The sequence below is a fragment of the Nocardioides sp. genome (assembly GCF_035703625.1).
Lineage (GTDB): Bacteria > Actinomycetota > Actinomycetes > Propionibacteriales > Nocardioidaceae > Nocardioides.
In genome coordinates this window covers 1-25,425 of record NZ_DASSXS010000205.1, presented here as the reverse complement: position 1 = coordinate 25,425, position 25,425 = coordinate 1, and the positions used below count along the sequence as shown (strand labels likewise).

General features: G+C 72.5%; 24 protein-coding genes and 1 tRNA gene. 2 read left to right on the top strand and 23 right to left on the bottom strand.

Annotated elements, in window-relative coordinates; genetic code table 11:
* From VFN12_RS10185 to VFN12_RS10145, 9 genes are all read right to left on the bottom strand, one after another.
* A partial coding sequence (locus tag VFN12_RS10185; RefSeq protein WP_325118544.1) for a sigma 54-interacting transcriptional regulator occupies positions 1-884 on the bottom strand: 884 nt, incomplete at its 3' end.
* Positions 884-4,195 carry a thiol reductant ABC exporter subunit CydD gene (cydD, locus tag VFN12_RS10180; protein ID WP_325118543.1) on the bottom strand — a complete coding sequence of 1,104 codons (3,312 nt, stop codon included), beginning with the start codon at positions 4,193-4,195 and terminating at the stop codon, positions 884-886. The genes VFN12_RS10185 and cydD, both read right to left, overlap by 1 nt.
* A complete protein-coding gene (gene cydB, locus VFN12_RS10175; RefSeq protein ID WP_325118542.1) occupies positions 4,192-5,208 on the bottom strand; it encodes a cytochrome d ubiquinol oxidase subunit II in 1,017 nt (338 codons plus the stop codon). The genes cydD and cydB overlap by 4 nt, the downstream gene beginning before the upstream one ends.
* A 12-nt stretch (positions 5,209-5,220) precedes the next feature.
* Positions 5,221-6,669: a cytochrome ubiquinol oxidase subunit I gene (locus VFN12_RS10170; protein ID WP_325118541.1), complete on the bottom strand. Its 1,449-nt coding sequence runs from the start codon at positions 6,667-6,669 to the stop codon at positions 5,221-5,223.
* A 107-nt stretch (positions 6,670-6,776) separates the two neighbouring features.
* Positions 6,777-7,595, bottom strand: a complete 819-nt coding sequence (locus tag VFN12_RS10165; RefSeq protein ID WP_325118540.1) for an enoyl-CoA hydratase — start codon at positions 7,593-7,595, stop codon at positions 6,777-6,779.
* Positions 7,592-8,821, bottom strand: a complete 1,230-nt coding sequence (locus VFN12_RS10160) for a lipid-transfer protein (RefSeq protein WP_325118545.1) — start codon at positions 8,819-8,821, stop codon at positions 7,592-7,594. The genes VFN12_RS10165 and VFN12_RS10160 overlap by 4 nt, the downstream gene beginning before the upstream one ends.
* A complete protein-coding gene (locus tag VFN12_RS10155; RefSeq protein ID WP_325118539.1) occupies positions 8,779-9,231 on the bottom strand; it encodes a Zn-ribbon domain-containing OB-fold protein in 453 nt (150 codons plus the stop codon). The genes VFN12_RS10160 and VFN12_RS10155 overlap by 43 nt, the downstream gene beginning before the upstream one ends.
* Before the next feature lie 158 nt (positions 9,232-9,389).
* On the bottom strand, positions 9,390-10,793 hold the full coding sequence (locus tag VFN12_RS10150; protein ID WP_325118538.1) for a cystathionine beta-synthase: 1,404 nt from the start codon (positions 10,791-10,793) through the stop codon (positions 9,390-9,392).
* Positions 10,794-10,871: 78 nt separating this feature from the next.
* On the bottom strand, positions 10,872-11,636 hold the full coding sequence (locus tag VFN12_RS10145; protein ID WP_325118537.1) for a hypothetical protein: 765 nt from the start codon (positions 11,634-11,636) through the stop codon (positions 10,872-10,874).
* A gap of 173 nt (positions 11,637-11,809) precedes the next feature.
* Between VFN12_RS10145 and VFN12_RS10140 the strand changes: the two genes are divergently transcribed.
* Positions 11,810-12,829, top strand: a complete 1,020-nt coding sequence (locus VFN12_RS10140) for an SGNH/GDSL hydrolase family protein (protein WP_325118536.1) — start codon at positions 11,810-11,812, stop codon at positions 12,827-12,829.
* A gap of 54 nt (positions 12,830-12,883) precedes the next feature.
* Here the strand turns inward: VFN12_RS10140 and VFN12_RS10135 are convergent, their stop codons facing one another.
* The 14 genes from VFN12_RS10135 to mfd all read right to left on the bottom strand — a co-directional run bounded on the left by VFN12_RS10135 (position 12,884) and on the right by mfd (position 24,794).
* Positions 12,884-13,768 carry a Bax inhibitor-1/YccA family protein gene (locus tag VFN12_RS10135; protein WP_325118535.1) on the bottom strand — a complete coding sequence of 295 codons (885 nt, stop codon included), beginning with the start codon at positions 13,766-13,768 and terminating at the stop codon, positions 12,884-12,886.
* A 119-nt stretch (positions 13,769-13,887) separates the two neighbouring features.
* Positions 13,888-13,962 (bottom strand) — tRNA-Leu (locus tag VFN12_RS10130).
* A gap of 22 nt (positions 13,963-13,984) precedes the next feature.
* The gene (locus VFN12_RS10125) at positions 13,985-14,551 is read right to left on the bottom strand and encodes a peptide deformylase (RefSeq protein WP_325118534.1); all 567 of its coding nucleotides are present in this window, start codon (positions 14,549-14,551) and stop codon (positions 13,985-13,987) included.
* Complete coding sequence (locus VFN12_RS10120) at positions 14,548-15,066, bottom strand: glycine cleavage system protein R (RefSeq protein ID WP_325118533.1); 519 nt, start codon at positions 15,064-15,066, stop codon at positions 14,548-14,550. Before VFN12_RS10120 ends, VFN12_RS10125 begins: the two co-directional genes overlap by 4 nt.
* Positions 15,063-15,908, bottom strand: coding sequence for a uracil-DNA glycosylase (locus VFN12_RS10115; protein WP_325118532.1), 846 nt, complete (start codon positions 15,906-15,908; stop codon positions 15,063-15,065). The genes VFN12_RS10120 and VFN12_RS10115 overlap by 4 nt, the downstream gene beginning before the upstream one ends.
* A complete protein-coding gene (locus VFN12_RS10110) occupies positions 15,890-16,147 on the bottom strand; it encodes a DUF3618 domain-containing protein (RefSeq protein WP_325118531.1) in 258 nt (85 codons plus the stop codon). Before VFN12_RS10110 ends, VFN12_RS10115 begins: the two co-directional genes overlap by 19 nt.
* Complete coding sequence (locus VFN12_RS10105; protein WP_325118530.1) at positions 16,144-16,548, bottom strand: phage holin family protein; 405 nt, start codon at positions 16,546-16,548, stop codon at positions 16,144-16,146. The genes VFN12_RS10110 and VFN12_RS10105 overlap by 4 nt, the downstream gene beginning before the upstream one ends.
* Positions 16,549-16,585: 37 nt before the next feature.
* Positions 16,586-17,521, bottom strand: a complete 936-nt coding sequence (locus VFN12_RS10100) for an exopolyphosphatase (protein ID WP_325118529.1) — start codon at positions 17,519-17,521, stop codon at positions 16,586-16,588.
* A complete protein-coding gene (locus VFN12_RS10095; protein WP_325118528.1) occupies positions 17,482-18,006 on the bottom strand; it encodes a DUF501 domain-containing protein in 525 nt (174 codons plus the stop codon). The genes VFN12_RS10100 and VFN12_RS10095 overlap by 40 nt, the downstream gene beginning before the upstream one ends.
* On the bottom strand, positions 18,003-18,566 hold the full coding sequence (locus VFN12_RS10090; protein WP_325118527.1) for a septum formation initiator family protein: 564 nt from the start codon (positions 18,564-18,566) through the stop codon (positions 18,003-18,005). Before VFN12_RS10090 ends, VFN12_RS10095 begins: the two co-directional genes overlap by 4 nt.
* Before the next feature lie 9 nt (positions 18,567-18,575).
* Positions 18,576-19,853 (bottom strand): phosphopyruvate hydratase, encoded by a 1,278-nt coding sequence (gene eno / locus VFN12_RS10085; RefSeq protein ID WP_325118526.1) that lies wholly within the window; start codon positions 19,851-19,853, stop codon positions 18,576-18,578.
* Positions 19,854-19,934: 81 nt separating this feature from the next.
* A complete protein-coding gene (locus VFN12_RS10080; protein ID WP_325118525.1) occupies positions 19,935-20,546 on the bottom strand; it encodes a MazG family protein in 612 nt (203 codons plus the stop codon).
* A gap of 4 nt (positions 20,547-20,550) precedes the next feature.
* On the bottom strand, positions 20,551-21,222 hold the full coding sequence (locus tag VFN12_RS10075; RefSeq protein ID WP_325118524.1) for a hypothetical protein: 672 nt from the start codon (positions 21,220-21,222) through the stop codon (positions 20,551-20,553).
* Positions 21,219-24,794 carry a transcription-repair coupling factor gene (mfd, locus tag VFN12_RS10070; RefSeq protein WP_325118523.1) on the bottom strand — a complete coding sequence of 1,192 codons (3,576 nt, stop codon included), beginning with the start codon at positions 24,792-24,794 and terminating at the stop codon, positions 21,219-21,221. Before mfd ends, VFN12_RS10075 begins: the two co-directional genes overlap by 4 nt.
* Before the next feature lie 142 nt (positions 24,795-24,936).
* On the opposite strand from mfd, the gene VFN12_RS10065 reads away from it, so the two are divergent.
* Positions 24,937-25,425: hypothetical protein (locus VFN12_RS10065; protein ID WP_325118522.1), on the top strand; the 489-nt coding region annotated here is incomplete at its 3' end.

Here is a 25,425-nt window from a genome sequence, read left to right as displayed (position 1 = left end):
CGCTGGTCGACGCTGCTGGACTCGCGGAGGTTGCCGGTGAAGCGGGCCAGGATCTCCAGCAGGTAGGCGGGCACCTCGGCGGTGAGGTGGGCCTCCTGCCGGATCACCGCGATCTCGTCCTCGAGCTCGGTCGGGTAGTGGGTCCGGATCTCCGCGCCGAACCGGTCCTGCAGCGGGGTGATGATCCGGCCGCGGTTGGTGTAGTCCTCCGGGTTGGCGCTGGCCACGACCAGCACGTCGAGCGGCAGGCGCAGCACGTAGCCGCGGATCTGGATGTCGCGCTCCTCCATCACGTTGAGCATCGCCACCTGGATCCGCTCGGCCAGGTCGGGAAGCTCGTTGATCGCCACGATCCCCCGGTGGCTGCGGGGGATCAGGCCGAAGTGGATGGTCTCGGGGTCGCCGAGGGTGCGGCCTTCGGCGACCTTCATCGGGTCGACGTCGCCGATCAGGTCGGCCACCGAGGTGTCCGGGGTGGCGAGCTTCTCGGCGTACCGCTCGTCGCGGTGCCGCCACGCGATGGGGAGGTCGTCGCCCAGCTCCGCCGCGCGGCGGCGGCTGCCGACGGTGACCGGATCGTAGGGGTGCTCGCCGAGGTCGGAGCCGGAGATCACCGGCGTCCACTCGTCGAGGAGCCCGACCAGCGTGCGCAGGACGCGGGTCTTGCCCTGGCCGCGCTCCCCGAGGAGTACGACGTCGTGACCGGCGATCAGTGCCCGTTCGAGCTGGGGGATGACCGTGTCGTCGAAGCCGTGCAGCCCGGGCCAGGGATCCTCGCCGGCGGCGAGCATCGCCAGCAGGTTGTCCCGGATCTCCTCGCGGAGGTGCTTGTGGACGTGGCCGCTCGCGCGGAGCTCACCGACGGTCTTGATCGTGGGTGCCATCACCCGTTGAACGCTAGCCCACGGCCGGAAACCGGTCGGTCGCCCAGATCGAGCACGTGGTCCATCCGGTCCAGCCCCTCGCCGTCGTGGGTCATCCACACCAGCGAGCGCCCGGCCGCGGCGCGCAGCACCTCCGCGGTCACCAGCTCCGCGGTCGCGTGGTCCAGGTGCGCCGTGGGCTCGTCGAGGACGAGCACGGGCTGGTCGGCGAGCAGCGAACGGGCCAGGGCCAGTCGGGCGCGCTCGCCTCCCGAGACCTCGGCGTGGCCGTCGCCCACCCAGGTGTGGATGCCCTCGGGGAGGCCGTCGAGCCAGGGCCCGAGCCGGGCCAGCCGCAGCGCCGCGTCCACGTCGTCGTCGCCCGCGGCCGGGCGGGCGAGCCGGACGTTCTCGGCGACGGTCGTGGCAAAGACGTGTGGGTCGTCGTCGACCAGTCCGACCCGGTCGTGCACGTCGTCGAGAGCGAGCGCGGCCAGGTCCCGCCCGCCCAGCGCGATCCGGCCGCCCACCGGGTCGACGAACCGGAGCAGCAGCGCGGCAAGGGTGCTCTTGCCGGAGCCGGAGGGCCCGACCACGCCCACCCGCTCGCCGGGACCCAGCTCGAGCGAGACGTCGTCCAGGACCAGCCGGTCGCCCCACGCGGCCACGACGCCGGACGCTCGCAGGTCCGTGTCTTCCGCCGCCTCCGGAACCTCCGGATCGGTCACCGCCGGGCGCCGGGCCGCCAGCTCGGCCAGCCGCTCCTCCGCCGCTCGCGTGCGGCCGGCCAGCGCACCGGCCACGGTCAGGTCGGCAGCGACTTCTCCCCGGGCCAGCGGCAGCAGGACCAGCAGCGCCAGGACCGGGCCGGAGATCGATCCGTCCGCGACCAGTGGCGCGGCGACCAGTGCCATCGTCGCCACGCCGGCCCCACCGAGCGCCAGCACCAGCGCACGGGCGAGGGCCTGCCAGGCCGCGGCCCGCGTGGTGCGCCTCCCGAGCGTGCGGCTGGCCGCGACCACGGCCGCGACGGCCCGGTCCTCCGCCTGCCACATGACCAGCTCGGTGGCGGTCTGGGTCGCCTCGACGACCGTGTGCGACAGCGCCGCCCGGGCCAGCACGGCTTCCCGTTCCGCTCGCGAGGCACCAGCGCGGGCGACGCCGTACCCGAGCCCGCCGGCGGCCGCGCAGGTGGCTGCCACGACCACCCCTGCCGCCGGGGCCAGGGCGGTCGCCACCGCGGTTGCCAGCGCCGCCGCCAGGACGAACCCGCGCACCGGCAGCCGCACCCGCAGCTCCCGGTCCACGACACCGTCGACGTCATCGACGATCGAGGCCAGGACGTCGCCCCGGCGCCGGCCGAGCGCGCCGGGCGTGAGCGGCACCACCGCGTCGTACACCGCCACCCGCCGCCGCGCCAGCAGCCGCAGCGCGACGTCGTGCGACCGGATCCTCTCGGCGTACCGCAGCAGCGGGCGGGCCAGACCGAACGCGCGGACGCCCACGATCGCCACGAGGAGGGTGAGCATCGCCGGCTGGTACGACGCCTGGACGATGAGCCACCCCGCGGTGGCGGTGAGCGCGACGCCAGACGCTGACGCGAGCCCGCCGAGGATCGCCGAGCTGCCCAGCCCACCGACACCCGGTCCGGGGTCCGGGACGGGACCGCCCGACGGGGTGACCGGCGCCGGTCGCGTCGGCTGGGCGGTCACCGGGCGCGCCGGAGCCTCCGCAGGCTCCATCGGGGCGGGCAGCGCCACTACCCGGTCGGCCAGGTCGATGAGGGCGGGCCGGTGCGCGACGACGACCACGCCGCGGCTGCGTCCCAGCTCCGCGACCGTCTGCGCGACGACTCCCTCCGTGTGCTCGTCGAGGTGGGCGGCCGGTTCGTCGAGCAGCACCCAGGGCCGGTCCGCGAGCAGGACTCGCGCGAGCGCCAGCCGGGCTCGCTCGCCGCCGGACAGCGTGGTGCCGTCCTCGCCGAGCGGGGTGTCGAGGCCGTCGGGCAGGGCGCGCACCTGCTCGGCGAGGGCGACGCGTCGTAGGGCCTCCCAGAGCCGTTCCTCGCTTGCGTCCGGTGCGCCGAGGCGCAGGTTGTCGGCCAGGCTCCCGGCCACGAACACGGGGCGCTGGGGAAGCAGGGCCACCTGCGAGCGCCACTCCCGCCCACCGACCCGGCGGCCACCGGCGCGGACCCGGCCCTCGGTCGGCGCCAGCAGGCCGGCGAGCACCGCGAGCAGCGTCGACTTTCCGCAGCCGGAGGGCCCGACGACGGCGGTGACCCCGCGTTCCGGGACGACGAGCGAGAGGTCGTCGAGGGCGGGGACCGAGCGCCCGGGGTGGACGACACCGAGCCGCTCGACCTCGAGGTCGCCCGTGCCGGAGCCACCGGTGGCGACCTCGCGGCCCGGGTCGAGCTCGGCTGCGGCCTCGAACGTCGCGACACCCTCTGCCGCGGCGTGGAACTCGGCGCCGACTCGCCGCAGCGGCCAGTACGCCTCGGGGGCCAGCAGGAGCACGACCAGGGCGGTCCGCAGGTCCAGCGACCCGGAGGCGAGCCGCAGCCCCACGGTGACCGCCACCAGCGCGACGGAGATGGTGGCCACCAGTTCGAGGACCGCCGAGGACGCGAAGGCGACGCGCAGCGTCTGCAGGGTACGGCGGCGGTAGCGGTCGGTGTACTCCCCGATGGATGCCGACTGGGCCCGCGCCCTCCCGAACGCGACCAGGGTCGGCAGCCCGCGCATCACGTCCAGGAAGTGTCCCGACAGCGAGGCCAGGGCTCGCCACTGCGCTCGCGCCCGGTCCCGGGTGGTGAGCCCGACCAGGATGCCGAAGACGGGAATGAGGGGCAGGGTGACCAGCACGATCAGCGCCGACATCGGGTCCAGCACCGCGATCGCGACCAGGGTCAGGCAGGGCAGGATCCCGGCCAGGACCAGCGCGGGCAGGTACCGGGTGAGGTACGGCTCCGCGGCCGCCGCACCCCGGGTGGCGAGCGTGGCCAGCTCCCCGCCGGGACGCGTCGTACCCACCCGGAGGATGGCGCGGACGATCCGGCGACGAAGTCCGGTGCCGACCACGGACGCGGCGCGCGCGGCCGCGAGGTCGCCGACCCAGCCGACCAGTCCCCGGGCCACGAACAGCGCGAGCACCGCCAGCGCCCAGCCCTCGACTCCGGACCCCTCCAGCGCGGCCAGCACCAGCCCGGTGACCGCGCCGGCCTGACCGATGAGCAGCAGGCTGCCCAGGACCCCCGCGACCAGCACGAGGGCCAGCTCACGCCGGGCGGGCGCGAGCTGGCGCCGCAGCCGCGGGTCGGTGGGTCTCACGAGGCGGCTTGCTCGGCGTGCTCGGGGATGTGGTGCACGGCGATCCGGCGCCGGAAGACCCAGTAGGTCCAGCTCTGGTAGGCCAGCACGATGGGCACGAAGATCACGGCCACCCACGTCATCAGCGTGAGCGTGTAGTCGGTGGCGGATGCGTTGGTCGTGGTGAGCGAGAACACGGCCGAGGTGGTCGAGGGCATCACGTCCGGGAACAGCGCCACGAACAGGCCGGCGACGGCGAGCGCGATCGTCGCGAACGTACCCGCGAACGCCCAGCCCTCACGCCCGCGGACGGCCATGCCGACGCCGCCCACCAGCGCGAGCGCTGCGAGCACGAACAGCACCCCCGACCCGAGGTCACCGGCGATCACCTGTGCCCAGACCAGGAAGACGACCGCCGCGACAGCGGCCGCGAGACCGAGCCGGACGCTGAGCCGCCGGGACCGGTGCCGGAGGTCGCCGTCGGTCTTCAGCCCGAGGAACATCGCGCCGTGGGCCAGGAACAGCAGCAGCGTGACCAGCCCACCGAGGAGGGCGAACGGATTGAGCAGGGTGAGCAGGCTGCCGGTGAACTCCTTGTCGGCGTCGATGGGCACGCCGCGCACGATGTTGGCGAACGCGACCCCCCAGAGGATCGCGGGCAGCAGCGAGCCGATGAGGAGCGCCCGGTCCCACCACGCCTTCCACTCCGCCCCGGGCCGCTGGTGGCGGTACTCGAACGCCAGGCCGCGCACGATCAGGCCGAGGAGGATCAGCAGCAGCGGCAGATAGAAGCCGCTGAACAGGGTTGCGTACCACTCGGGGAACGCCGCGAACGTCGCGCCGCCGGCGGTCAGCACCCACACCTCGTTGCCGTCCCACACCGGCCCGATGGTGTTGATCATGGTGCGCCGCTCGCGGTCGTCGCGGGCGAGAACCGGCAGCAGCATCCCGACCCCGAAGTCGAAGCCCTCGAGGCAGAAGTAGCCGATCCAGAGGACGGCGATGAGGATGAACCAGACGGTGCTGAGCTCCATGACGTCCTCCTCTCAGTAGGCGAAGGCCAGGGGTCGGTCTTCGTCGTCCCCGCCCAGCGACGGCGAGGGCGGCTCCTCGAAGGGGTCGGCGCCCCGGCGGATGAACCGGGCCAGGAGGCCGATCTCGATGACCGCCAGGACGGCGTACAGGACGGTGAGCGAGGCGATGGAGATCCACGCCTCGGCGACCCCGACCCCGGGCGAGACGCCGTTCCTGGTGGTCATCAGTCCGAACACCACCCAGGGCTGGCGGCCCATCTCGGTGAAGATCCACCCCAGCGAGCTGCCCAGCACCGCCGCCACCGGCAGACCGATCGCCAACCACGTGAACCATCGCCCGGTCGGCGCCCTCCCCCGGCGGGAGAGCCACAGGACCAGCAGCGCGCCGGCGCCGGCCAGCGCACCGAAGCCGATCATGAAGCGGAACGACCAGTACGTCACCGGGATGATCGGCGTGTAGCCGTCCGGCGAGTAGTACGTCGCTCCCGGATCCTGGCCGTACGTCTCCTCGTACTGCGCCCGTAGGTCGTTGATGCCCTCGACCCTGCCGTCGAAGTGCCCCGTGGCGAGGAAGGACAGGACACACGGGACCGTGATCGAGAACTTCTCCTGCGTGCCGTCCGGTGTGCCGATCGTGAAGAGGGAGAACGGCGCGCAGCTCTCCTCGGTGTCGTAGAGCGCCTCCGCGGCCGCCATCTTCATCGGCTGGACGTCGGTCATGATCTTGCCCTGCACGTCGCCGGACACCGCGACACCGAGCCCGGCGACCAGCGTCACCGCCGCTCCCAGGCGAATGCCGCGGCGGTACATCCCGCGGTCGGCCTCGAAGCGCTTGCGGGCGTACAGCCACGCCGAGATGCCGAGCACGAACGCCCCTCCGGCCATGTAGGCCGCCGTGATCACGTGCGGGAACGTCACCAGCTGCACCTTGTTCGTCATCACCGCCCAGAAGTCGGTGAGCTCGGCCCGACCCGTGTCGGGGTTGAACTCGTAGCCGACCGGGTGCTGCATCCACGAGTTCGCGGCCAGGATGAACCAGGAAGACGCCAGCGTGCCGACGTGCACGATCCACATGCAGGCGCAGTGCAGGCCGCGGGGGAGCTTGTCCCACCCGAAGATCCACAGCCCGAGGAACGTGGACTCGAGGAAGAACGCCAGCAGCGCCTCGACCGCGAGCGGGGCCCCGAAGACGTCGCCGACGAACCGGGAGTAGTCCGACCAGTTCATCCCGAACTGGAACTCCTGCACGATGCCCGTGACCACGCCGATGGCGAAGTTGATGAGAAGCAGCTTGCCGAAGAACCTGGTCATTCGGAGCCACTCGGGGTTCCCGGTCCGCAGCCAGAGCGTCTCCATGAACGCCACCAGGGCGGTCAGCCCGATCGTCAGGGGTACGAACAGGAAGTGGTAGACGGTGATGACCCCGAACTGCCACCGTGCAATGTCGAGGACGCTGTCCACGAGGCCTCCCCGCTCCCGGGTACGACGACTCCAGCTACGACACGACCATCGGACACATCAGCTCGCGCAGGGTCCCCCGTTTCGGGCCGATGTGCCCGGATCCCGGATCAGCGGTCGTCGGTGAACCGGGGCTCGCGTCCCTCCCGCCGGGCCAGGGTCGCCTCCTCGAAGTTGCCGGTCAGCAGCCGGAGGTAGAGCTGGCCGAGGCCCTCGGAGGTGAGGTAGGTGTCGAGCGAGGTGGCGGCGAGTCCCGCGTGCAGCGACTTCTTGGTCAGCTCGACCCCCGGCTGCGACAGGCGGGCGATCCGCCGGCCGGTCTCCACCGCGGCGTCGACGACGTCGTCGTGGACCGAGGAGACGAGGCCGATCCGCTCGGCCTCCCCGGCGTCCACGTCGCGGCCGGTGAGCATGATCTCGGCGGCGCGGGTGGAGCCGACCGCCCGCGGGAGCAGGAAGCTGAGGCCGAGCTCGCTGGCGGTGAGGCCGTTGGTGATCCCCGCCGCGCGGAAGTACGCCGTCGGCGCGGCGAGCCTCAGGTCGCAGGCGAGGGCCAGGCAGAGCCCCCCGCCGATGGCCGGACCGTTGACGGCGGCGATCACCGGCTGGTGCAGCCGGCGCAGGGTGAGCACGATGTCCTCGAGCAGCTCCATCGAGCGCAGGGCGTAGGCGGGGCGGGTCAGGCCGTCGACGTGGGGCGGCACGCCGGCGGACTCCTGGTCGGCGCCCGAGCAGAAGCCGTCGCCGGCGCCGGTGAGGACCACCGCGCGCACGGCGTTGTCGTGGCCGAGCTCCACGAGCGCGTCCCGGAACGGCACCATCACGTCGAAGGCCATCGCGTTCATCCGCTCCGGCCGGTTGAGCGTCACGACCGCGACCTCCGGGACCGGGTGGTCGACCAGCACGTAGCCGGTCCGGTCGGCGCTCATCGGGTCAGCAGTACCGACGAGCCGTGGCCGAAGAGGCCCTGGTTGGCGGTGATGCCGACCCGGGCGCCCTCCACCTGGCGGCCGGTCGCCCGGCCCCGGAGCTGCCAGGTCACTTCGCAGACCTGGGCGAGCGCCTGGGCAGGCACCGCCTCGCCGAAGCAGGCGAGCCCCCCGGACGGGTTGACCGGGATCCTTCCGCCGATCGTGGTGTCACCTGCCCGCAGGAGCGCCTCGGCCTCTCCCTGCTTGCAGAGCCCCAGGTCCTCCATCCAGTCGAGCTCGAGCGCGGTGGAGAGGTCGTAGACCTCGGCCAGGTCGACGTCGGAGGGGTCGACTCCGGCTTCCTCGTAGGCGGCCCGGGCGATCGACTCCTTGAACGGGGTCGCCGGCTGCCCGAACGTGCCCGCGGCGTCGGTGGACAGGTTGGGCATGTCGAGCACCGTGTTGGGGAACGTGGGGGTGACCGTGGAGACCGCGCCGAGGCGCACCGGGTCGGTGACGCCCAGCCGGCTCGCGTGCTCGGTGCTCGTGAGCACGACGGCCGCGGCGCCGTCGGAGGTCGCGCAGATGTCGAGCAGGTGGAGGGGGTCGGCCACGACCGCGGAGCCGAGCACGTCCTCGGCAGTCACGGCCTTGCGGTAGCGGGCGTGGGGGTTGTCCAGTCCGTGCGCGGCATTCTTGACCTTGACCGCCGCGAAGTCCTCGACGGTGGCGCCGAAGAGGTCCATCCGGCGGCGGGCGTACATGGCGAAGTAGGCCGGATTGGTCATCCCCAGCAGGCGGAACCGCAGCCAGTCCGGGTCGTCCCACCGCTCCCCCGCGTTGGGCGCGAGGAACCCCTTCGGAGTGGTGTCGGCTCCGATCACCAGCGCGATCCGGCTGCTGCCCGCCCGGATCCGGCTGCGGGCGGTGTCGAGCGCCTGGGCGCCGGTGGCGCACGCGGCGTACGACGTCGCGACGCTGGCGCCGTTCCAGCCGAGGGCCTGGGCGAAGGTGGCGCCGGCGACGTAGCCGGCGTAGCCGTTGCGGACCGTCTCGCCGCCGACGACCAGGTCGACGTCCTGCCAGTCGACACCGGCGTCGGCCAGGGCCGCGCGGGCGGCGTGGACGCCGTAGGTGACGAACGACCGGCCCCACTTGCCCCAGGGGTGCATGCCGACCCCGAGGACGGCGACGTCGCCGCTCACTGATCTCCCTCCTCGCCCAGCTCGGTGACGGGTTTCCAGCGCCAGATCGACCGCTCGCCGGTGTCGTCGGCGTAGAGCGTCTCGACGACGAGCTCGACCTCGGCCCCGACGCGCAGGTCGCCGACGCCGTAACCGGCTGCGACCTGTCCGAGCACGACCATCCCCTCGTCCAGCTCGACCGCAGCGAGCGCGAACGGCTCGAACGGGTCCGTCGGCGAGATGTACGGCGGCGGGGGCTGGTACTGGGCGTCGGTGTAGGACCAGACCCGACCCCGGCGCGACAGCGGAACCGCCGTGGAGGACTCGCCGCCGCACGCGGGGTTGCGGCAGAACCCCTCGGGTCCGGTCGGCGGGAAGAACACCGTCGAGCACGAGTCGCACCGGGAGCCGAGCAGGGTCGGCTCCGGTCCGGTGGTGAACCAGCCGTCGATCGCCGGGGTGGCCGTCATGACCCCCAGACTAGAACATGTTCTCGTTACCACTCGTTGAGTGGGGGATTCCGGACCGTTGAGATGGGGATTCCCGACCCTTGAGAACGGGATTACGGCTCAGCCGGGAGCACGGATCCCCCACTCATGGGTCACGAATCCCCCATTCAACGGGGTGGTCAGCCGCGGGCGAGGAAGGCCAGCAGGTCCTGCCGGGTCAGCACGCCCACCGGCTTCCCGTCCTCCTGGACCAGCAGGGCGTCGGCCCCCTCGAGCAGCGCGACCGCGTCGCGGGCCGGCTCGGAGGAGCCGACCGTCGGCAGCGCGGGCGACATGTGCTGCTCGACCGAGTCGGTGAGCCGTGCCCGGCCGGTGTAGAGCGCGTCGAGGATGGTCCGCTCGGACACGGACCCGGCCACCTCGGCGGCCACGATCGGCGGCTCCGCGCGGACCACGGGCATCTGCGAGACGCCGTACTCCTGCAGGATCGCGACGGCCTCCGCGATGGTCTCGCCGGGGTGGGTGTGGACCAGGTCGGGCAGCTGCCCGGACTTGCCGCGCAGCACCTCGCCGACCGTCTTCTCGTCGCGCTCGAGCTCGGCGCTGACCGCGAAGCCGTACTGGTTGAGCCACTCGTCGTTGAACACCTTGGTCAGGTAGCCGCGCCCCGAGTCGGGGAGCAGGACCACGATCACGGCGTTCTCGCCCTCCGGCGTGCCGGCCAGCTCGGCGGCGAGCTGCTTCGCGGCGTACGCCGCCATCCCGGAGGACCCCCCGACCAGCAGCGCCTCCTCGCGGGCCAGCCGACGGGTGAAGGCGAACGAGTCGGCGTCGGAGACCTCGATGATCCGGTCGGCGACGTCGCGGTCGTAGGTCTCGGGCCAGAAGTCCTCGCCCACGCCCTCGACGAGATAGGGGCGGCCGGTGCCCCCCGAGTAGACCGAACCGGCCGGGTCGGCGCCGATCACCTGGACGTCCTCGTTCTGCTCCTTGAGGTAGCGCCCGACGCCCGAGATCGTGCCGCCGGTGCCCACGCCGGCGACGAAGTGGGTGATCTTCCCGTCGGTCTGCTTCCAGATCTCCGGGCCGGTGGTCTCGTAGTGGGAGCGCGGGTTGTGCGGGTTGGAGTACTGGTCGGGCTTCCACGCGCCCGGCTCGGAGGCGAGCTTGTCGGAAACGTTGTAGTAGGAGTCGGGGTGATCGGGGGCGACTGCGGTGGGGCAGACCACCACCTCGGCGCCGTAGGCCTTCATCACGTTGACCTTGTCCTCGCTGACCTTGTCGGGACAGACGAAGACGCACCGGTAGCCGCGCGCCTGGGCCACCATCGCCAGGCCGACGCCGGTGTTGCCCGAGGTCGGCTCCACGATCGTGCCGCCCGGTTTGAGCAGCCCCTCGGCCTCCGCGGCGTCGATCATCCGGGTGGCGATCCGGTCCTTCACCGAGCCGCCCGGGTTGAGGTACTCGATCTTCGCCAGCACCAGTGGCCCGGCGTCTGCCGCGAGCTCGGGAGCGAGCGACCTCGAGAGCCGCAGGAGCGGGGTGTCGCCGATCAGGTCCAGGAGGGAGTTGACGTACTGCACGCCGCCAATCTAGTGGGTGCAGACGAAGGGGCGGCCACCGCGAGGTGACCGCCCCTCCGCTTGAGGCCTGGGCTCAGCTCACTGGAAGCTGATCGGCTGTCCGTCGATCACCAGGTTGGTGAAGGTGACCACGCCCGGGGTGGGCTGGTGGTCGTAGGCGAGCGTCGCCCGGGCGATGGTGCCCTCCGGGACCTGCGTAGCCGAGTTGTCGTTCATCGACGTGGCCGGGACGGAGATGGTGAAGGTGCCGTCGGCGTTCGCCTGGCCGTAGTCCGGGTTGATCTGGTGCGCGGAGCTGTAGGTCACCCCGTTGACACGGATCTGGACGCGAGGGGCGCCCCAGCCGGTCTGCGCCCCCTCGGCGAGCTGGTAGGTGAACTCGATGACCGAGCCCTTCGAGACGGGCAGGTCGAGGTTGCGGATCGAGGCGTACGACGTGTGCGAGTCGTTCCAGCTGGTCTCCGGGTCGTCCGGGGTGTTCCTCGTGTCGAGGACGACCGTGTTGGCGGCCGGGATCGAGGCGCCGGGACCCGGCACCCAGTTGGTGTTGACGTCGGCGCCGGTGGCGGACGCGCCCTCGAGAGCCGCAACCCGGCCCTCGAGGTCGCTCAGCTCGGACTGGTATCCGGCCAGCTGGGCCTTCAGCCCCTCGACCTGGCGGTCGGTGGCCTTGTTGGCGATCCGGTCCTGGAGCCCGGCGCCGAGGTCGACCGGGTGCACTCCGCCGTCGCGGATGTCGTTGGAGCCGATCAGGTCGCCGGCGACGGCGCCGGTGCCGCCGATGGCGACGACGAGGACGGAGCCGGCGACGACGGCCGTGATGCGGTTGCTGAGCAGAGACATGCATTCCCCCATGTGGAGTTGTTGCGTGAGTGGTACGGACCGGCATAGACCACCAGATGACACTTGTGTAATTGCAACGATTGCAACGAACTTAGGAATTGCTTGCAGGGCCCTTGAGAGCCGGTCCGCGGAAGGGCCCGGTGGGACCGCGCCGGGTTCCGTAGAGTTGGGGCGTGGAGAACGCCGGAGCCGCCCGCAAGCTCGCCTCCCTCGCAGCCTGGGGCGGGGGCACCGCCACCGCTCTGGCCGGCACGGCAGGCGCCCTGCTCTACGCCGAGGCGACGCTCGCCCGCAAGACGATCGGGATCCTCACCGAGGACAAGCCACCGGACGCCACGGGCTGGTACGGCCGCGGCCGGCCCGGGCCGGCGCTGCGGGTGGCTCTGCTCGGCGACTCCAGCGCCGCCGGCTACGGCGTCTTCCGTGTCGAGGACACGCCCGGTGCTTTCCTCGCCAGCGGTCTCGCGGAGCGGGCGAACCGCCGGGTGCACCTGCGCGAGTTCGCGGTGGTCGGCGCCCAGACCTCCGAGCTGGCCGCGCAGATCGACCGCGCCCTGGCGACGCAGCCCGACGTCACCGTGATCCTCATCGGCGCCAACGACGTGACCCACGCGGTGCCACCGGCGGTCTCGGTCCGGCACCTCCGCGAAGGGGTACGCCGCCTGCGTGACGCCGGCATCGAGGTCGTGGTCGGCACCTGCCCCGACCTGGGCACGCTGGGACCCGTCCCACCGCCGCTGAAGCAGGTGGCCAGGATCTGGTCCCGCAAGATGGCAGGCGCCCAGACCGTCGTCGTCATCGAGGAGGGTGGCCGCACCGTGTCGCTGGGCCCGATCCTCGGCCCGGAGTTCGCCGCCGCCCCGGCGCTGCTGTTCGGGCCCGACCAGTTCCACCCGTCGGCAGACGGCTACCGCTCGGTGGCGGGCGTGCTGCTGCCATCGGTGCTGGCCGCGCTGAAGCTCGTGCCGACGGCCGAGCTGGCGCCCCAGCCGAACCGTGGCGAGGGCGTGCTGCCGATCGGGGCCGCCGCCGTCCAGGCGGTCCGCACCCCGGGCACCGAGCTCGACGGCACCGAGGTCGCCGGCTCACGTCGCGGCGTGCGCGGTCTCTGGGTCGAGATGCGGCATCGGCGCCGGGCACCCCAGGCCGAGGCCCAGGCGCCCGACGCCGACGAGGTCGTTGCCGGAGGCTGAGGAGGTTGTCCTCGTCGACCAGCCAGTCGACCGGCCAACCCCCTCGCCGTCGCGTCAGTCCTGGCTGAAGATCGCCAGGATGCGGAGCAGGTTGGTGTAGATCCAGACCAGGCTGACGGTGAGCGCGAACGCCGCCCGCCAGGACTCACGCTCGTCGATGCCGGCGGCCACGCCCTTCTCGACGAAGTCGAAGTCGAGGATCAGCATGAACACGCCGAGCACCAGGCCGCCGATGGCGAACAGCAGGCCCATGCCGCCGAAGCCGAACAGGCCGATCTGGTTGCCGAACGCACCCAGCACCATCTCCAGCAGGCCGAGGCCGACCATGCCGAACATGGCGGCGATCACGAACGTGCGGAACTTGTTGCCGACCTGGATGTTGAAGAACTTGTAGGTGGCGAGGGTGCCGGCGAAGGCCGCGAAGGTACCGATCACCGCCTGGACGACGATGTTTCCGCTGATGCTGGTGTTGTCGGCCACGAAGACCGCGTCGATGAACTTGCTGAACGCACCGAGCGCGATGCCCTCGAGGGCACAGAACGCGATCACCAGCGCCGGGCTCACCACCCGCTTGAAGGAGTTGACCATCGACAGGGCGAACGCGCCGAGCGAGCCGATCATCAGGGCGCCGTAGAGAGCGCCCATGTTCTGCTGCGCCTCGGCCGAGTCGCTCTTGATGTCGCCGGTGTACCACCACGTGATGGTGGCGAACACGATCACGACCGCGAGCGAGATGGCGGTCTTCTGGACGACCGAGTCGATCGTCATCGGCCGCCCGGTGATGGTGGGAGCGCCGTACTGCGGCTCGCCGTGGCCGGGGGTCTGCCCGTAGCTCTGGTGCGCGGCACCGTTGCCCGGGTAGGTCTGGTTGCCATAGGCGTTCGCCGACGCCCCGTTGAAGGCATCCGAACGCCGGAACACCGGGTTGTTGCTCTGCATGGTCTCCTCCTTGGAGGCCCGAGGTGACCGTCCATCTGACGGCACACAGGTCTGTCTCCCCAGTCTACGGGGATACCGACTTGTTCAACGTACGGGAGAGCGGTGCTGTTCCGCATCAGTGCCCCCGCTGGGAGTCGAACCCAGACTGGCATCGCTTTTAAGGCGACTTCCTCTGCCGATTGGGATACGGGGGCAGGGCTGGTGATCAGGCGGGGTTCATAAGTAGGTCTTGCGCGGGTGGACCGCGTGCGCGCTGGCGACGCGGTCGAGGAAGAGCAGGCCGTCACAGTGGTCGATCTCGTGCTGGAGCGCGCGCGCCTCGAACGCGCGTGCGGTGAGCCGCACCTCGCGCCCGCTCCCCGGCAGCTGCCCGTGCACCACGAGCCGCGAGGCCCGCTTCACGTCGCCGGTGAGGTCGGGCACGCTCATGCACCCTTCCCGGGCCTTCGCGTTGCGGGACGCCTCCACGACCTCAGCGTTGCACAGCACGAAGGTTCCGTGGTGCTCCGTGGCCTTCGCGTGCCCCGAGACGTCGACGCAGAAGACCTTGGCGGACACGCCCACCTGGGGCGCTGCGAGTCCCACGCAGCCGGGACTGATCCGCATGGTCGCCACGAGGTCCGCGGCCAGCTGCACGGTCCCGGGCGCCGCCGGGTCCACCTGGTCGCCGGCCGACGAGAGCACCACCGCCGGCGCCCGCACCACCGGGCGGATCCGCCCCCGCACGCCGAGGTCCGTCTCCGCCCAGGACGCCACCAGGTCGTCGGCGACGGGCTCGGTCACAGGTCGTCGGCCTCGGCCGGGCGCAGGGTGGCGCCCACCCCGAGCGACGCGGCGACGGCCTGGATCGCGGCCTCGACCGCCGCGACGTCCGTGGCGGCGGGGAGGTCGATCTCGGCGATGAGCAGGTAGAGGTCGCCCGAGAGGCGGGTCGTCAGGTCGGTGATGTTGCCACCCACCCTGGCTACCTCGCCGACGATGGACGAGACGATGCCGGGCCGGTCGCCGCCGTGGACGGTCAGCACCCACGACGTGCCGTCGGTGGCCCAGGCGTGCTCCTGCGGCACCTCGCGCACGGTCACGGTCAGCGTCCCGTCACCGGTCAGCGGCGCGAGGGCCGACTCGATCTCCCGGCCACTGGCCGAGCCGGCGCAGATCAGCATCATCGCGAAGTGACCCCGCAGCAGGGTCATGGTGGAGTCCTCGAGGTTGAGGCCCAGCCCCGCCAGCTTGCCGGTGGTCTCGGCGATGATGCCGGGGCGGTCGTGACCGAGGACGGTGATCGCGTGGAGGCTCACGCCTCCGAGTCTGCCAGCGCCCGGGCCCGGACGAACACGTCATCCAGCATCGCCGGGGTGAGCCGCCCGGTGAACGTGTTGTGCTGGCTGGGGTGGTAGCAGCCGAGCAGGGTGACCCCGCCCAGGTCGGCCTCCCCGGCGTGGGCGAAGCGCGGGCGCGGTCTCGGGACGTCGTACCCCGCGTCGCGGTAGGCCGAGAGCGTCGCGCCCCAGCCGTAGCCGCCGAGGGCGACCACCACGCGCACCGAGGCCGCCAGCGCCTCGATCTCGGCCCGCAGCCAGGGGGCACAGGTGTCGCGCTCGGTCACGGTGGGCTTGTTGGCGGGTGGTGCACAGCGCACGGTCGCGACCATCCGGGCGCCCACCAGCCGCTGGCCGTCCCCGGCGTGGGTGGAGGTGGGCTGTGTGGCGAGCCCGACGCGGTGCAGGCTGGCGAAGAGCCAGTCGCCCGAGCTGTCGCCGGTGAAGACCCGGCCGGTGCGGTTGCCGCCGTTGGCCGCCGGCGCCAGGCCGACGATCAGGATGCCCGGGTGCGGGTCCCCCCAGCCGGCGATGGGCCGGCCCCAGTAGGGCTGGTCGGCGAACGACGCCCGCTTGTCACGTGCGACGTCCTCACGCCAACGCACCAGGCGCGGGCAGGCGCGGCAGACCGAGATCCGCGCCTCCAGCTCGGCGAGCTCGTCGGTCGCCGCGAGGCGGCGTACCCGGGCGGGCGTGCTGGCCACCGGGGTCTGGGGCGTGGCGGGATCGTCCGGCCAGCCCGAGCCGGGCGGGACCGGGGAGTCGAACGACCGGCCCGTCGCCGGGTGCGGCAGCGGCCCGCTCAGCGGCGTCTGCGCCACACGACGAACCCGACCACACCGGCGACCATCGCGGCCGCGAGGGCGGCGAGCTCGGGACGCGGCTTGCCGGTGTCGGTCGTCGCGCGCTCGCGCAGCTCGGCGGCCTTCTCCCTGGCCCGGGTCTTGACGTCGAGGCGCTCCTGAAGGGCGGAGACCGTGTCGGCCAGCTCGTCACGCTGGCGCTCGATCTCGGCCTCGATCGCCTCGGGCGACGAGCCGTTGACGTTGGAGCGGTTCATGAGTGGCCTCCCTTGACGGTCGCGACGTCCTCACGGACGTTGGCGATGGTGCGTTCCGGCGCCGGCGGGGTCGCCTGGTCGACCTCCTTCTTGCCCACGACGGCCGCGACACCGGCCCCGGCGAACAGGAGGACCGCGACGATCAGCGCCGCGGCCCAGCCGGGCAGGACGAGCGCGAGGGCCAGGATGGCGGTCGCGACCAGGGTCGAGAGGCCGAGGAAGGCGAGCAGCCCGGCGGCGCTGAACATCCCGATGCCCAGACCCGCGCGCTTCCCCTTCTCGGTGAGCTCTGCCTGGGCGAGCCGCAGCTCGCTGCGCACCAGCTCGGGGATCTGCTCTGACAACCGGTGGACCAGGGCGCCGATGGGCTCCTCTGACCGGTGAGTGGTCTGATCGCTCATGCTGCCTCCGTTCCCTTGTCGCTTCGGTCCAAACGTTTCACCCGGCGATGGACCACGCAATTCCGTCCAGGATGTCGGCCTCGGACGCCACCAGCGACTCCACCCGGGTCCGCCGCAGCACCCGCGAGAGGATGAGCGCCCCGGCGTCGATCACGTCGGCCCGGCCGGGGTGCATCCAGGGCAGGGCGAGCCGCTCCTCGAGCGGCATCGCGACCAGCCGGTCGACGAACTCGTGGACCTGCTCGACGGGCACCACGGACTGGTCGAGCACGTCGCGGTCGTACGCCGGCAGGTCCAGCACCCCGGCCACCACCGACAGGATCGTCCCGGCCACACCGACGACGGTGGCCGCGGCGGAAGGGTCCACCGGGCTCTCGTCGAGCGTGGCGTCGATGTCGTCGATGCAGGCCCGGACCTGATCGGTGGTCGGCGGGTCGCCGTGCAGGTGGCGCTCGTGCAGCCGGACCGAGCCGACGTCCATCGAGTGGGCGCGCTCGGGGGTGGCACCACCGAGGACGAGCTCGGTCGACCCACCGCCGATGTCCACGACCAGCACCGGGGTCCTCGGCGGGGTCCGGAGGTGGCGCACCGCGCCGTCGAAGGCGAGTGCGGCCTCCTCGTCGCCGGTCAGCACCTCCGGGGTGACGCCGAGGCGGTCACGGACGCCGGCGGCAAAGACCTCGCCGTTCTCGGCGTCGCGGGTGGCCGAGGTGGCGCAGAAGCGGATCCGGGAGACGTCGTGCGCGCCGATCAGGGCGGCGTACTCGTCGACCGCGGCGAAGGCCCGGCCCAGCGCTTCCTCCGAGATCCTGCCCGACCGGTCCACACCCTGCCCGAGCCGGATCATCCGGGTCTCGCGGACAGCCACCTCGGGGAGGTCGCCGATCAGGAGCTTGATCGTGTTGGTGCCGCAGTCGACCGCGGCGATCGTGCTCACGGCTCCGGCGACCCGTCCACCCACGGGCTGACGCACGGGCCGGGCTCCCACCAGGGACCGAGCAGGCCGAGGACCTCGTCGCCGAGCGGGTTGGCCCCGCGGCCCTGGGCCAGCGACTGGGCCGCGAGCACGTGGAGGCACTTCACGCGGTCGGGCATCCCGCCGGCCGAGACACCCTCGATCTCGGGCACGTTCTGCCCGATCTCGCCGGCCAGCGCGGCGCGGGCCTCGAGGTACCTCCTGTGGGCCGCCTCGTAGGCGGCCGCGAGCTCCGGGTCGGTGGCGAGCCGGTCCTGCATCTCCTTCATCAGCCCGGATCCCTCCAAGGTCCCGATCCGGGACGCCGCGCGGGGGCAGGTGAGGTAGTAGGTGGTCGGGAACGGCGTCCCGTCCGGCAGCCGGGGTTCTGTGGTCACCACGTCGGGGTGGCCGCAGGGGCAGCGGTGCCCGACCTCGTGGATCGCGCGAGGCTCGCGGCCGAGCTGGGCCGCCACGGCCGCCTCGTCGGACGGGTCGATCACCGGCGCTTGCCGGCCGGGGCCAGGATCTCGGCGGCCGGCGGCGCCTGGCCCCGCGGCGGGTCGCCCGCGAGCTCGGCGGACTGCCAGACCGGACCCCACCAGGCCTCCGGCTCGCGTTCGCGCACCTCGGACGGGTCGGGCAGGTCGGTGTCGCTCTCGAGCGGCTTGCCGTCCTCGCCGAGGACGACGTACGACGTCTGGCCGGGCATCAGGTAGCCGAACCGCTCGCGCGCCTGGGCCTGGATGTAGGCCGGGTCGTGCCAGCGGCGCTTCTCCCGCTCGAGGTCGTCGATGCTGGCGGATCGCTCGGCGATCTGCGCCTTGAGGTCGGCGATGTGGGAGCGCTGCTGCAGGTAGGCCCGCAGGGAGGAGGCGTAGGACACCGTGAGCACGGCCACGACGAGGACCAGGATCGCGGCACGACCCGTGAACCGGGGCCTGCGCTGCTCGGGGGAGGCCGCCGCGGGCGCGGCGGCGCGGGACCGCTGCGGGGACGTCCCCCGTCCGCCCGGCCTCCGGGTGCCTCCGGGACCGCCGCGTGCGCTGCGCCGCTGTGCCATGGCGGTTGCTCAGCCTCCGAACCGCGGGAAGGCCGCGGCGCCGGCGTACCGGGCGGCGTCGCCGAGCTCGTCCTCGATGCGCAGGAGCTGGTTGTACTTCGCGACCCGCTCGGAGCGAGCCGGTGCACCGGTCTTGATCTGGCCACAGTTCGTGGCGACCGCGAGGTCGGCGATCGTGGTGTCCTCGGTCTCGCCGGACCGGTGGCTCATCATGCAGCGGAAGCCGCTGCGATGGGCCAGCTCCACGGAGTCGAGGGTCTCGGTGAGCGAGCCGATCTGGTTGACCTTCACCAGCAGCGCGTTGGCCTGACCGCCGCTGATCCCCCGGGCCAGTCGCTCGACGTTGGTGACGAACAGGTCGTCGCCGACCAGCTGGGTGCGCCCGCCGAGCTCGTCGGTGATCGCCTTCCAGCCGTCCCAGTCGTCCTCGTCGAGTGGGTCCTCGATCGAGACGATGGGGTAGGACGAGACCAGGTCGGCGTAGTAGGTGGTCATCTCCTCGGCCGACTTCTTCTTGCCCTCGAAGGTGTACTCGTTCTTCTCACAGAACTCGCTCGCGGCGACGTCGAGCGCCAGTACGACGTCCCGGCCGAGCTCGAGCCCCGCCTGGCCGACCGCGTCGGCGATCAGGTCGAGGGCGTCGCGGTTGCTCCCCAGGTCGGGAGCGAAGCCGCCCTCGTCGCCGACACCGGTGGCCAGGCCCTTCTTCTTCAGCACGGCCTTCAGCGCGTGGTAGACCTCGGCGCCCTGCCGGAGCGCCTCCCGGAAGGTCGGGGCGCCGATCGGCGCGACCATGAACTCCTGGACATCGACGTTGGTGTCGGCGTGCGCCCCACCGTTGAGGATGTTCATCATCGGCACCGGCAGCAGGTGGGCGTTGGGTCCGCCGACGTACCGGTAGAGCGGCAGCCCGGCCGAGTCGGCGGCGGCCCGGGCGACGGCCAGCGAGGTGCCGAGGATCGCGTTGGCGCCCAGCGTGGCCTTGTTGGGGGTCGCGTCGAGCTCGAGCATCGTCTGGTCGACCAGCCGCTGGTCGTCCGCGGTCAGGCCCTCGATGGCGGGGCCGATGGTCTGGATGACCGCGTCGACCGCCTTGCCGACCCCCTTGCCGAGGTAGCGGTCGCCGCCGTCGCGCAGCTCGACCGCCTCGAAGGCGCCGGTGGACGCGCCGCTGGGCACGGCTGCCCGGGCGAACGCTCCGTCATCGAGGGCGACCTCGACCTCGACGGTGGGGTTGCCGCGCGAGTCGAGGATCTCGCGGGCGCCGACGGCTTCGATCGATGCCAAGGTGGACGGCTCCTGTTCGGGGGTGGCGGGCTCCGCTCAGCCTAACGGCGCCGGGTGCCCGATCCGGGAAGGCGGGTCCGCTCAGAGCAGGCGGCGTACGGCGTCCCGCAGCGCCTGCTCCGGGTCCACCCCGGTCTCCCTGGCCTCGGCCACGAGCGCGAGCAGGCGCTCGCCGAGGTCGTCGCCGGTCGCCTCGGCGGGGCGGCCGGCCCTGGCGAGACGGTCGAGGACCTTGTCGGCGTAGAGCAGCGCCGGCAGGCCGGGCGGGAGCCCGTCGGTGACCGAGGCGCGGGCCTTCTCGGTCGCCTTGATCGACTCCCACACCTCGTTGACCGAGGTGGCATCGCCCGCCGCCGCCCGCTCCTGGCCGGGCGGCGCGAAGACGTGCGGGTTCCTCCGCCGCATCTTGTCGATGATGTCGCCGACGACGTCGTCGAGCGTGAACTCGCCGGCCTCCTCGGCGATCACGGTGTGGAACCAGACCTGGAGCAGCAGGTCGCCGAGCTCCTCGCGCAGGTGGCCCCAGTCACCGGTCTCGTCGCCGGTGTCGATGGCCTCGATCGTCTCGTGGGTCTCCTCGAGCAGGTACCGCGTCAGCGACCGGTGGGTCTGCTCCCGCTTCCAGCTGCACTCGGCGCGCAGCTGGCGCATCACCTCGAGGAACTCGGCGAGGCGGTCGGCGGCGGGGTCCACACCGTCAGCCGCAGCGCTGGGACTCGGGGAGCGAGGCGGCGTAGGAGTCGGACCCCTCTTCGGCGTCCTTCGCCGACTGGCTCGCCGGGAAGGCGAGGTCGGTCCGCTCGGACTCGATCTCCTGGTCGCCGATGCTGAAGCTGCCGAAGAGGGGGTTGGTCTCGATCCCGTGGTCGGCCTCCCACTCCTGGGCGACCTGGATGCCCGCGGAGAGCGACTCGTCCGGCGAGAGTCCACTCTCGGTGGTCTCGCCGACCTGCCGCATGATGTCGATGAAGTAGGCGACCGAGGTGTACGCCGGGAGGGCGGCGTCGACCAAGTCGTCGTCGACGCTGCCGAACTGCAGCTTCACCCGATCCACCTGGGCATCGAAGTCCGGTCCGGCCTCGACGTCGTAGTCCGCGGCCATCTGGTCGGCGATCGACTGGAGGATCAGGCTCTGCATGGCGTTGTTGCGGGCCTGCTCCCCGCTCACCGCTGGGGGCGTGTTGGGGTCGTCCTCGGGGAGGTCCTCCAGCACGGCGCAGAGGCTGCGGGTCAGCTCGTCGACCTGGTCCACGGTGATGGTGTCCTCGCCGACCTCGGCCGCGACGCCGGGTTGCACGGCCCCACAGCCGCTGAGCAGGACGACGGCGGCGCCGACTGCGCCGAGCCAACCGAGGCGGGGCATGCTCACGAGGTCTCCTTCTGCGCGTGATCCGGGTCGATCACGGCGTCGATGATCTGCCGGGCCCATTCAAGCAGGGCGATGCCAGCGATCGGACGACCCCCGACCGCGGCGGTCTGCGGGCGGGGCACGAGGATCGTGTCCACCTGCGGCTTGACGACGCTCCTGGGGTGCAGTCGCTGGAGGCGTACGACGCGCGACTCGGGGAGGCTGACCGGCGCGAACCGGACGTACTTGCCGGAGATCGTGACCTCGCCGACGCCCGCCTCCCGGGCCCGCGCCCGGAACCTGGCCACGAAGAGCAGCGACACCACCTCCTCCGGCGGAGCGCCGTAGCGGTCCTCGAGCTCGGCCTGCAGCTCGTCGACGTCGCTGCCGGAGCGGACCTCGGCGAGGCGCTTGTACATCTCGAGGCGCAGCCGCTCGCTGGGGACGTACTCGTGCGGAAGGTGGGCGTCGATCGGCAGCTCGATCCGGACCTCCCGGAGCTCGGGCTCCGAGTCGCCGCGGAACTCCTGGACCGCCTCGCCGACCAGCCGCACGTAGAGGTCGAAGCCGACGTCGGCGATGTGTCCGGACTGCTCGCCGCCGAGCAGGTTGCCCGCACCGCGGATCTCCAGGTCCTTCATCGCGATCGCCATCCCCCCGCCGAGGTCGGAGTGCTGGGCCAGGGTGGCGAGACGTTCGTGCGCGGTCTCGGTCAGCGGCTTCTCCTGGGGATACAGGAAGTAGGCGTAGGCACGCTCCCGGGACCGGCCCACGCGGCCTCGCAGCTGGTGCAGCTGGCTGAGGCCGAGGGTGTCGGCCCGCTCGATGATCATGGTGTTGGCGTTGGACACGTCCAGGCCCGACTCGACGATCGTGGTGCACACCAGGACGTCGAAGCGCTTCTCCCAGAAGTCGAGCATCACCTGCTCGAGCTGGTGCTCACCCATCTGTCCGTGCGCGGTCGCCACCCGGGCCTCGGGAACCAGCTCGCGCAGCCGCAACGCCGCCTTCTCGATCGAGGAGACCCGGTTGTGGATGTAGAAGACCTGCCCCTCGCGGAGCAGCTCGCGCCGGATGGCCGCCACGACCTGGCGGTCCTCGTAGCCGCCGACGTAGGTGAGGACGGGGTGCCGTTCCTCGGGCGGGGTGGTGATCGTCGACATCTCGCGGATCCCGGTGATCGCCATCTCCAGGGTGCGCGGGATCGGGGTGGCACTCATGCTCAGCACGTCGACCGAGGTGCGCAGCCGCTTCATCTGCTCCTTGTGCTCGACGCCGAACCGCTGCTCCTCGTCGACGATGATCAGGCCGAGGTCCTTCATTTTGATGTCGGGGTTGAGCAGGCGGTGGGTGCCGATGACGATGTCGACGCTGCCGTCGGCGAGGCCCTCGATGACCTCGCGGGCCTCCGTGTCGGTCTGGAAGCGCGACAGCGACCTGAGGTTGACCGGGAAGCCGCTCATCCGCTCGGCGAAGGTCGACTGGTGCTGGGTGACGAGCAGCGTGGTGGGGACGAGGACCGCCACCTGCTTGCCCTCCTGGATCGCCTTGAACGCCGCACGGACCGCGATCTCGGTCTTGCCGTAGCCGACGTCGCCGCAGACCAGTCGGTCCATCGGCACGGTCCGGCGCATGTCGGCCTTGACCTCGTCGACGGTGCTGAGCTGGTCGGGGGTCTCGGTGAACGGGAAGGCGTCCTCGAGCTCGCGCTGCCAGGGGCTGTCGGGCCCGAACGCGTAGCCCTGGGTGGCCTGCCGGGCGGCGTAGAGCTTGATCAGCTCGGCCGCGATCTCGCGGACCGCCTTGCGGGCCCGGTTCTTGCGCCGGGTCCAGTCGCCGCCGCCCAGCCGGTCCAGGCTCGGCTGCTCGCCGCCGACGTACCTCGTGACCTGGTCGAGCGCGTCGGCCGGCACGTAGAGCCGGTCCGGTGGGCCGCCACGCTTGGAGGCGCCGTACTCCAGGACGAGGTACTCGCGGGTGGCGCCGCCGACCTCGCGCTGCTTCATCTCCACGAACCGTCCGACGCCGTGCTGCTCGTGCACGACGAAGTCGCCGGCCGCCAGCTCGAGCGGGTCGATCTGCCGCTTGCGCCGCGCCGGCATGCGACGCATGTCGCGGGTCGAGGACCGCTGCCCCGACAGGTCGTCGCCGGTGAGCAGCACGAGCCGGTTGGTCGCGTCCACGAACCCGTGGTCGACGGACGCGCAGGTCACGGTGACCACGTCGGCGGCCGGCGGGTCCACGTCGTCCTGGTCGACGAGCCGGGCCGGCACGTCGTGCTCGGCGAGCACCTCGGCCATGCGCTGCGCGGGACCGTGGCCGGGGTGGACCACCACGATCCGGTAGCCGTCGCGACGCCACTGCTCGATGTCCTTGACGGCCGCCTCGAGGTCGCCGCGGTAGGACTCGGCGGGACGCGCGGGCAGCGCACGGCTCTCCACCGCGCCGGGGTCCTCGCCGGCCTGCGCGTCGAGTCCGCTGTCGAGGTCTCCGTCCAGCCCGAACGGGCTCATGGTCCACCAGGGGCGGCCCAGTCCGAGCGCGTGCTGCCGCACGTCCCCGATCGCGCGGTACGACGCGGCCGCGAGGTCGATCGGGGCGGTGCCCCCGCCGGCGGCGGCCGCCCAGCTCGCACCCAGGAACTCCTCGCTCGTGGCGACCAGGTCGTGGGCGCGGGACCGCGCGCGTTCGGGGTCGACGACCAGGACATGGGTGTCGGTGGGCATCAGGTCGACCAGCAGCTCCATGTCGTCGACCAGGACCGGAGTCAGGGACTCCATTCCCTCCACCGCGATCCCGGCCGCGATCTTGTCGGTCATCTCGACCAGCTGGGGATGCTGCTGCCCCAGCTCGGCCGCGCGTTGGCGAACGGCCTCGGTGAGCAGCAGCTCACGGCACGGGGGTGCCCAGAGCCGGTCGACGGCCTCCAGGGTCCGCTGGTCGGCGACCGAGAAGCTGCGGATCTCGTCGACGTCGTCGCCCCAGAGCTCGACGCGCAGCGGGTGCTCCTCGGTCGGCGGGAACACGTCGACGATGCCGCCGCGGACCGCGAACTCGCCGCGCTTCTCGACCAGGTCGACCCGTGAGTACGCCGCGTCCGCGAGCCGGCGTACGAGGTCCTCGAGGGGGGCGGTGTCGCCGGGGGCCAGGGCGACCGGCGCGAGGTCGCCGAGTCCCTTGACCTGCGGCTGGAGCATCGAGCGGACCGGGGTGACCACGACCCGCAGCGGTCCGTCGGTGGCTCCGGCGCCGGGGTGCCGCAGCCGGCGCAGGACCGCCAGCCGTCGCCCGACGGTGTCGCTCCGGGGGCTCAGTCGCTCGTGCGGGAGCGTCTCCCAGCTGGGGTAGTAGCCGACCTCGGCCGGGTCCACCAGGTCGCCCAGGGCGGACACCAGGTCCTCGGCCTCCCGGGCCGTGGGGGTCACCGCGAGCACGGTGCGGCCGGCGTCGAGCAGGCCCCGGACCACGAAGGGGCGCAGCGCCGGGGGCCCGGTGAGGTCGAGCTCGGTGAGCGCGCCGCCGCGAGCATCCTCGACGGCCCCGGCCAGAGTGGGGTCGGCGAGGACGGCGTCGGCCAGTCCGGTGAGGCTCAACGGTCCCTCCTCGCGGCCCAGGGTTCCGGGGGCGCAGCACGACAGCCCCCGGCCGGGATCGGCAGGGGGGCCGGGCCAGTTTACGGCGCGCCCGTGGCGGGCATCCTCTGACCTCAGGCACCCTCGTCCCCCAGGCCTTCTCATGCTCCGCACGACCTCGGTCCCCGCCGCCGCACTGCTGTGCGTGCTGGCGGGCGGCTGCACCCCGGGCACCGGGGAGGAGCGCACCGGCGCCGGCCGGAGCGGCACCCCCACCCCGACCGCCGCGCCGTCGTCGAGTCCGGAGGCCCTGACCGGCAACGGCACGGCCGACCTCCCGCCCCAGCTGGCGAGGGCCCTGCGCGGGCAGCCCGCCGAGGCCAGGTCGGCGGGCCACGTTGTCGACCAGATCGTGGCCGCGGAACGGGCCATCGCCGACCCGCGCACGACGCCGGACGTGCTGGCCGCCGCCGGCCACCTCCAGCAGGTGGCCTACCGCGAGCTCGGCGCCCGGCCGGGGTGGGACGACCGGGTCCGCGCCGCACTCCCCCGTGATCTCCTCCGCGTGGTGCGCGACAACGTCGCGTCCCGGCGCGCGTTCCGCTCGATGCATCCGCAGTCGCGGTCAGAGCTGAGCGACGAGCTGCCCGCC

Coding starts and splice junctions, on each gene's coding strand:
- VFN12_RS10155 (WP_325118539.1), bottom strand. CDS start 9,231: ATGACGGCCACCCCGGCGATCGACGGCTGGTTCACCACCGGACCGGAG.
- VFN12_RS10145 (WP_325118537.1), bottom strand. CDS start 11,636: ATGTCTCTGCTCAGCAACCGCATCACGGCCGTCGTCGCCGGCTCCGTC.
- VFN12_RS10110 (WP_325118531.1), bottom strand. CDS start 16,147: ATGAACCGCTCCAACGTCAACGGCTCGTCGCCCGAGGCGATCGAGGCC.
- VFN12_RS10090 (WP_325118527.1), bottom strand. CDS start 18,566: ATGGCACAGCGGCGCAGCGCACGCGGCGGTCCCGGAGGCACCCGGAGG.
- VFN12_RS10165 (WP_325118540.1), bottom strand. CDS start 7,595: ATGAGCGCCGACCGGACCGGCTACGTGCTGGTCGACCACCCGGTCCCG.
- VFN12_RS10105 (WP_325118530.1), bottom strand. CDS start 16,548: ATGAGCGATCAGACCACTCACCGGTCAGAGGAGCCCATCGGCGCCCTG.
- cydB (WP_325118542.1), bottom strand. CDS start 5,208: ATGGAGCTCAGCACCGTCTGGTTCATCCTCATCGCCGTCCTCTGGATC.
- VFN12_RS10135 (WP_325118535.1), bottom strand. CDS start 13,768: ATGCAGAGCAACAACCCGGTGTTCCGGCGTTCGGATGCCTTCAACGGG.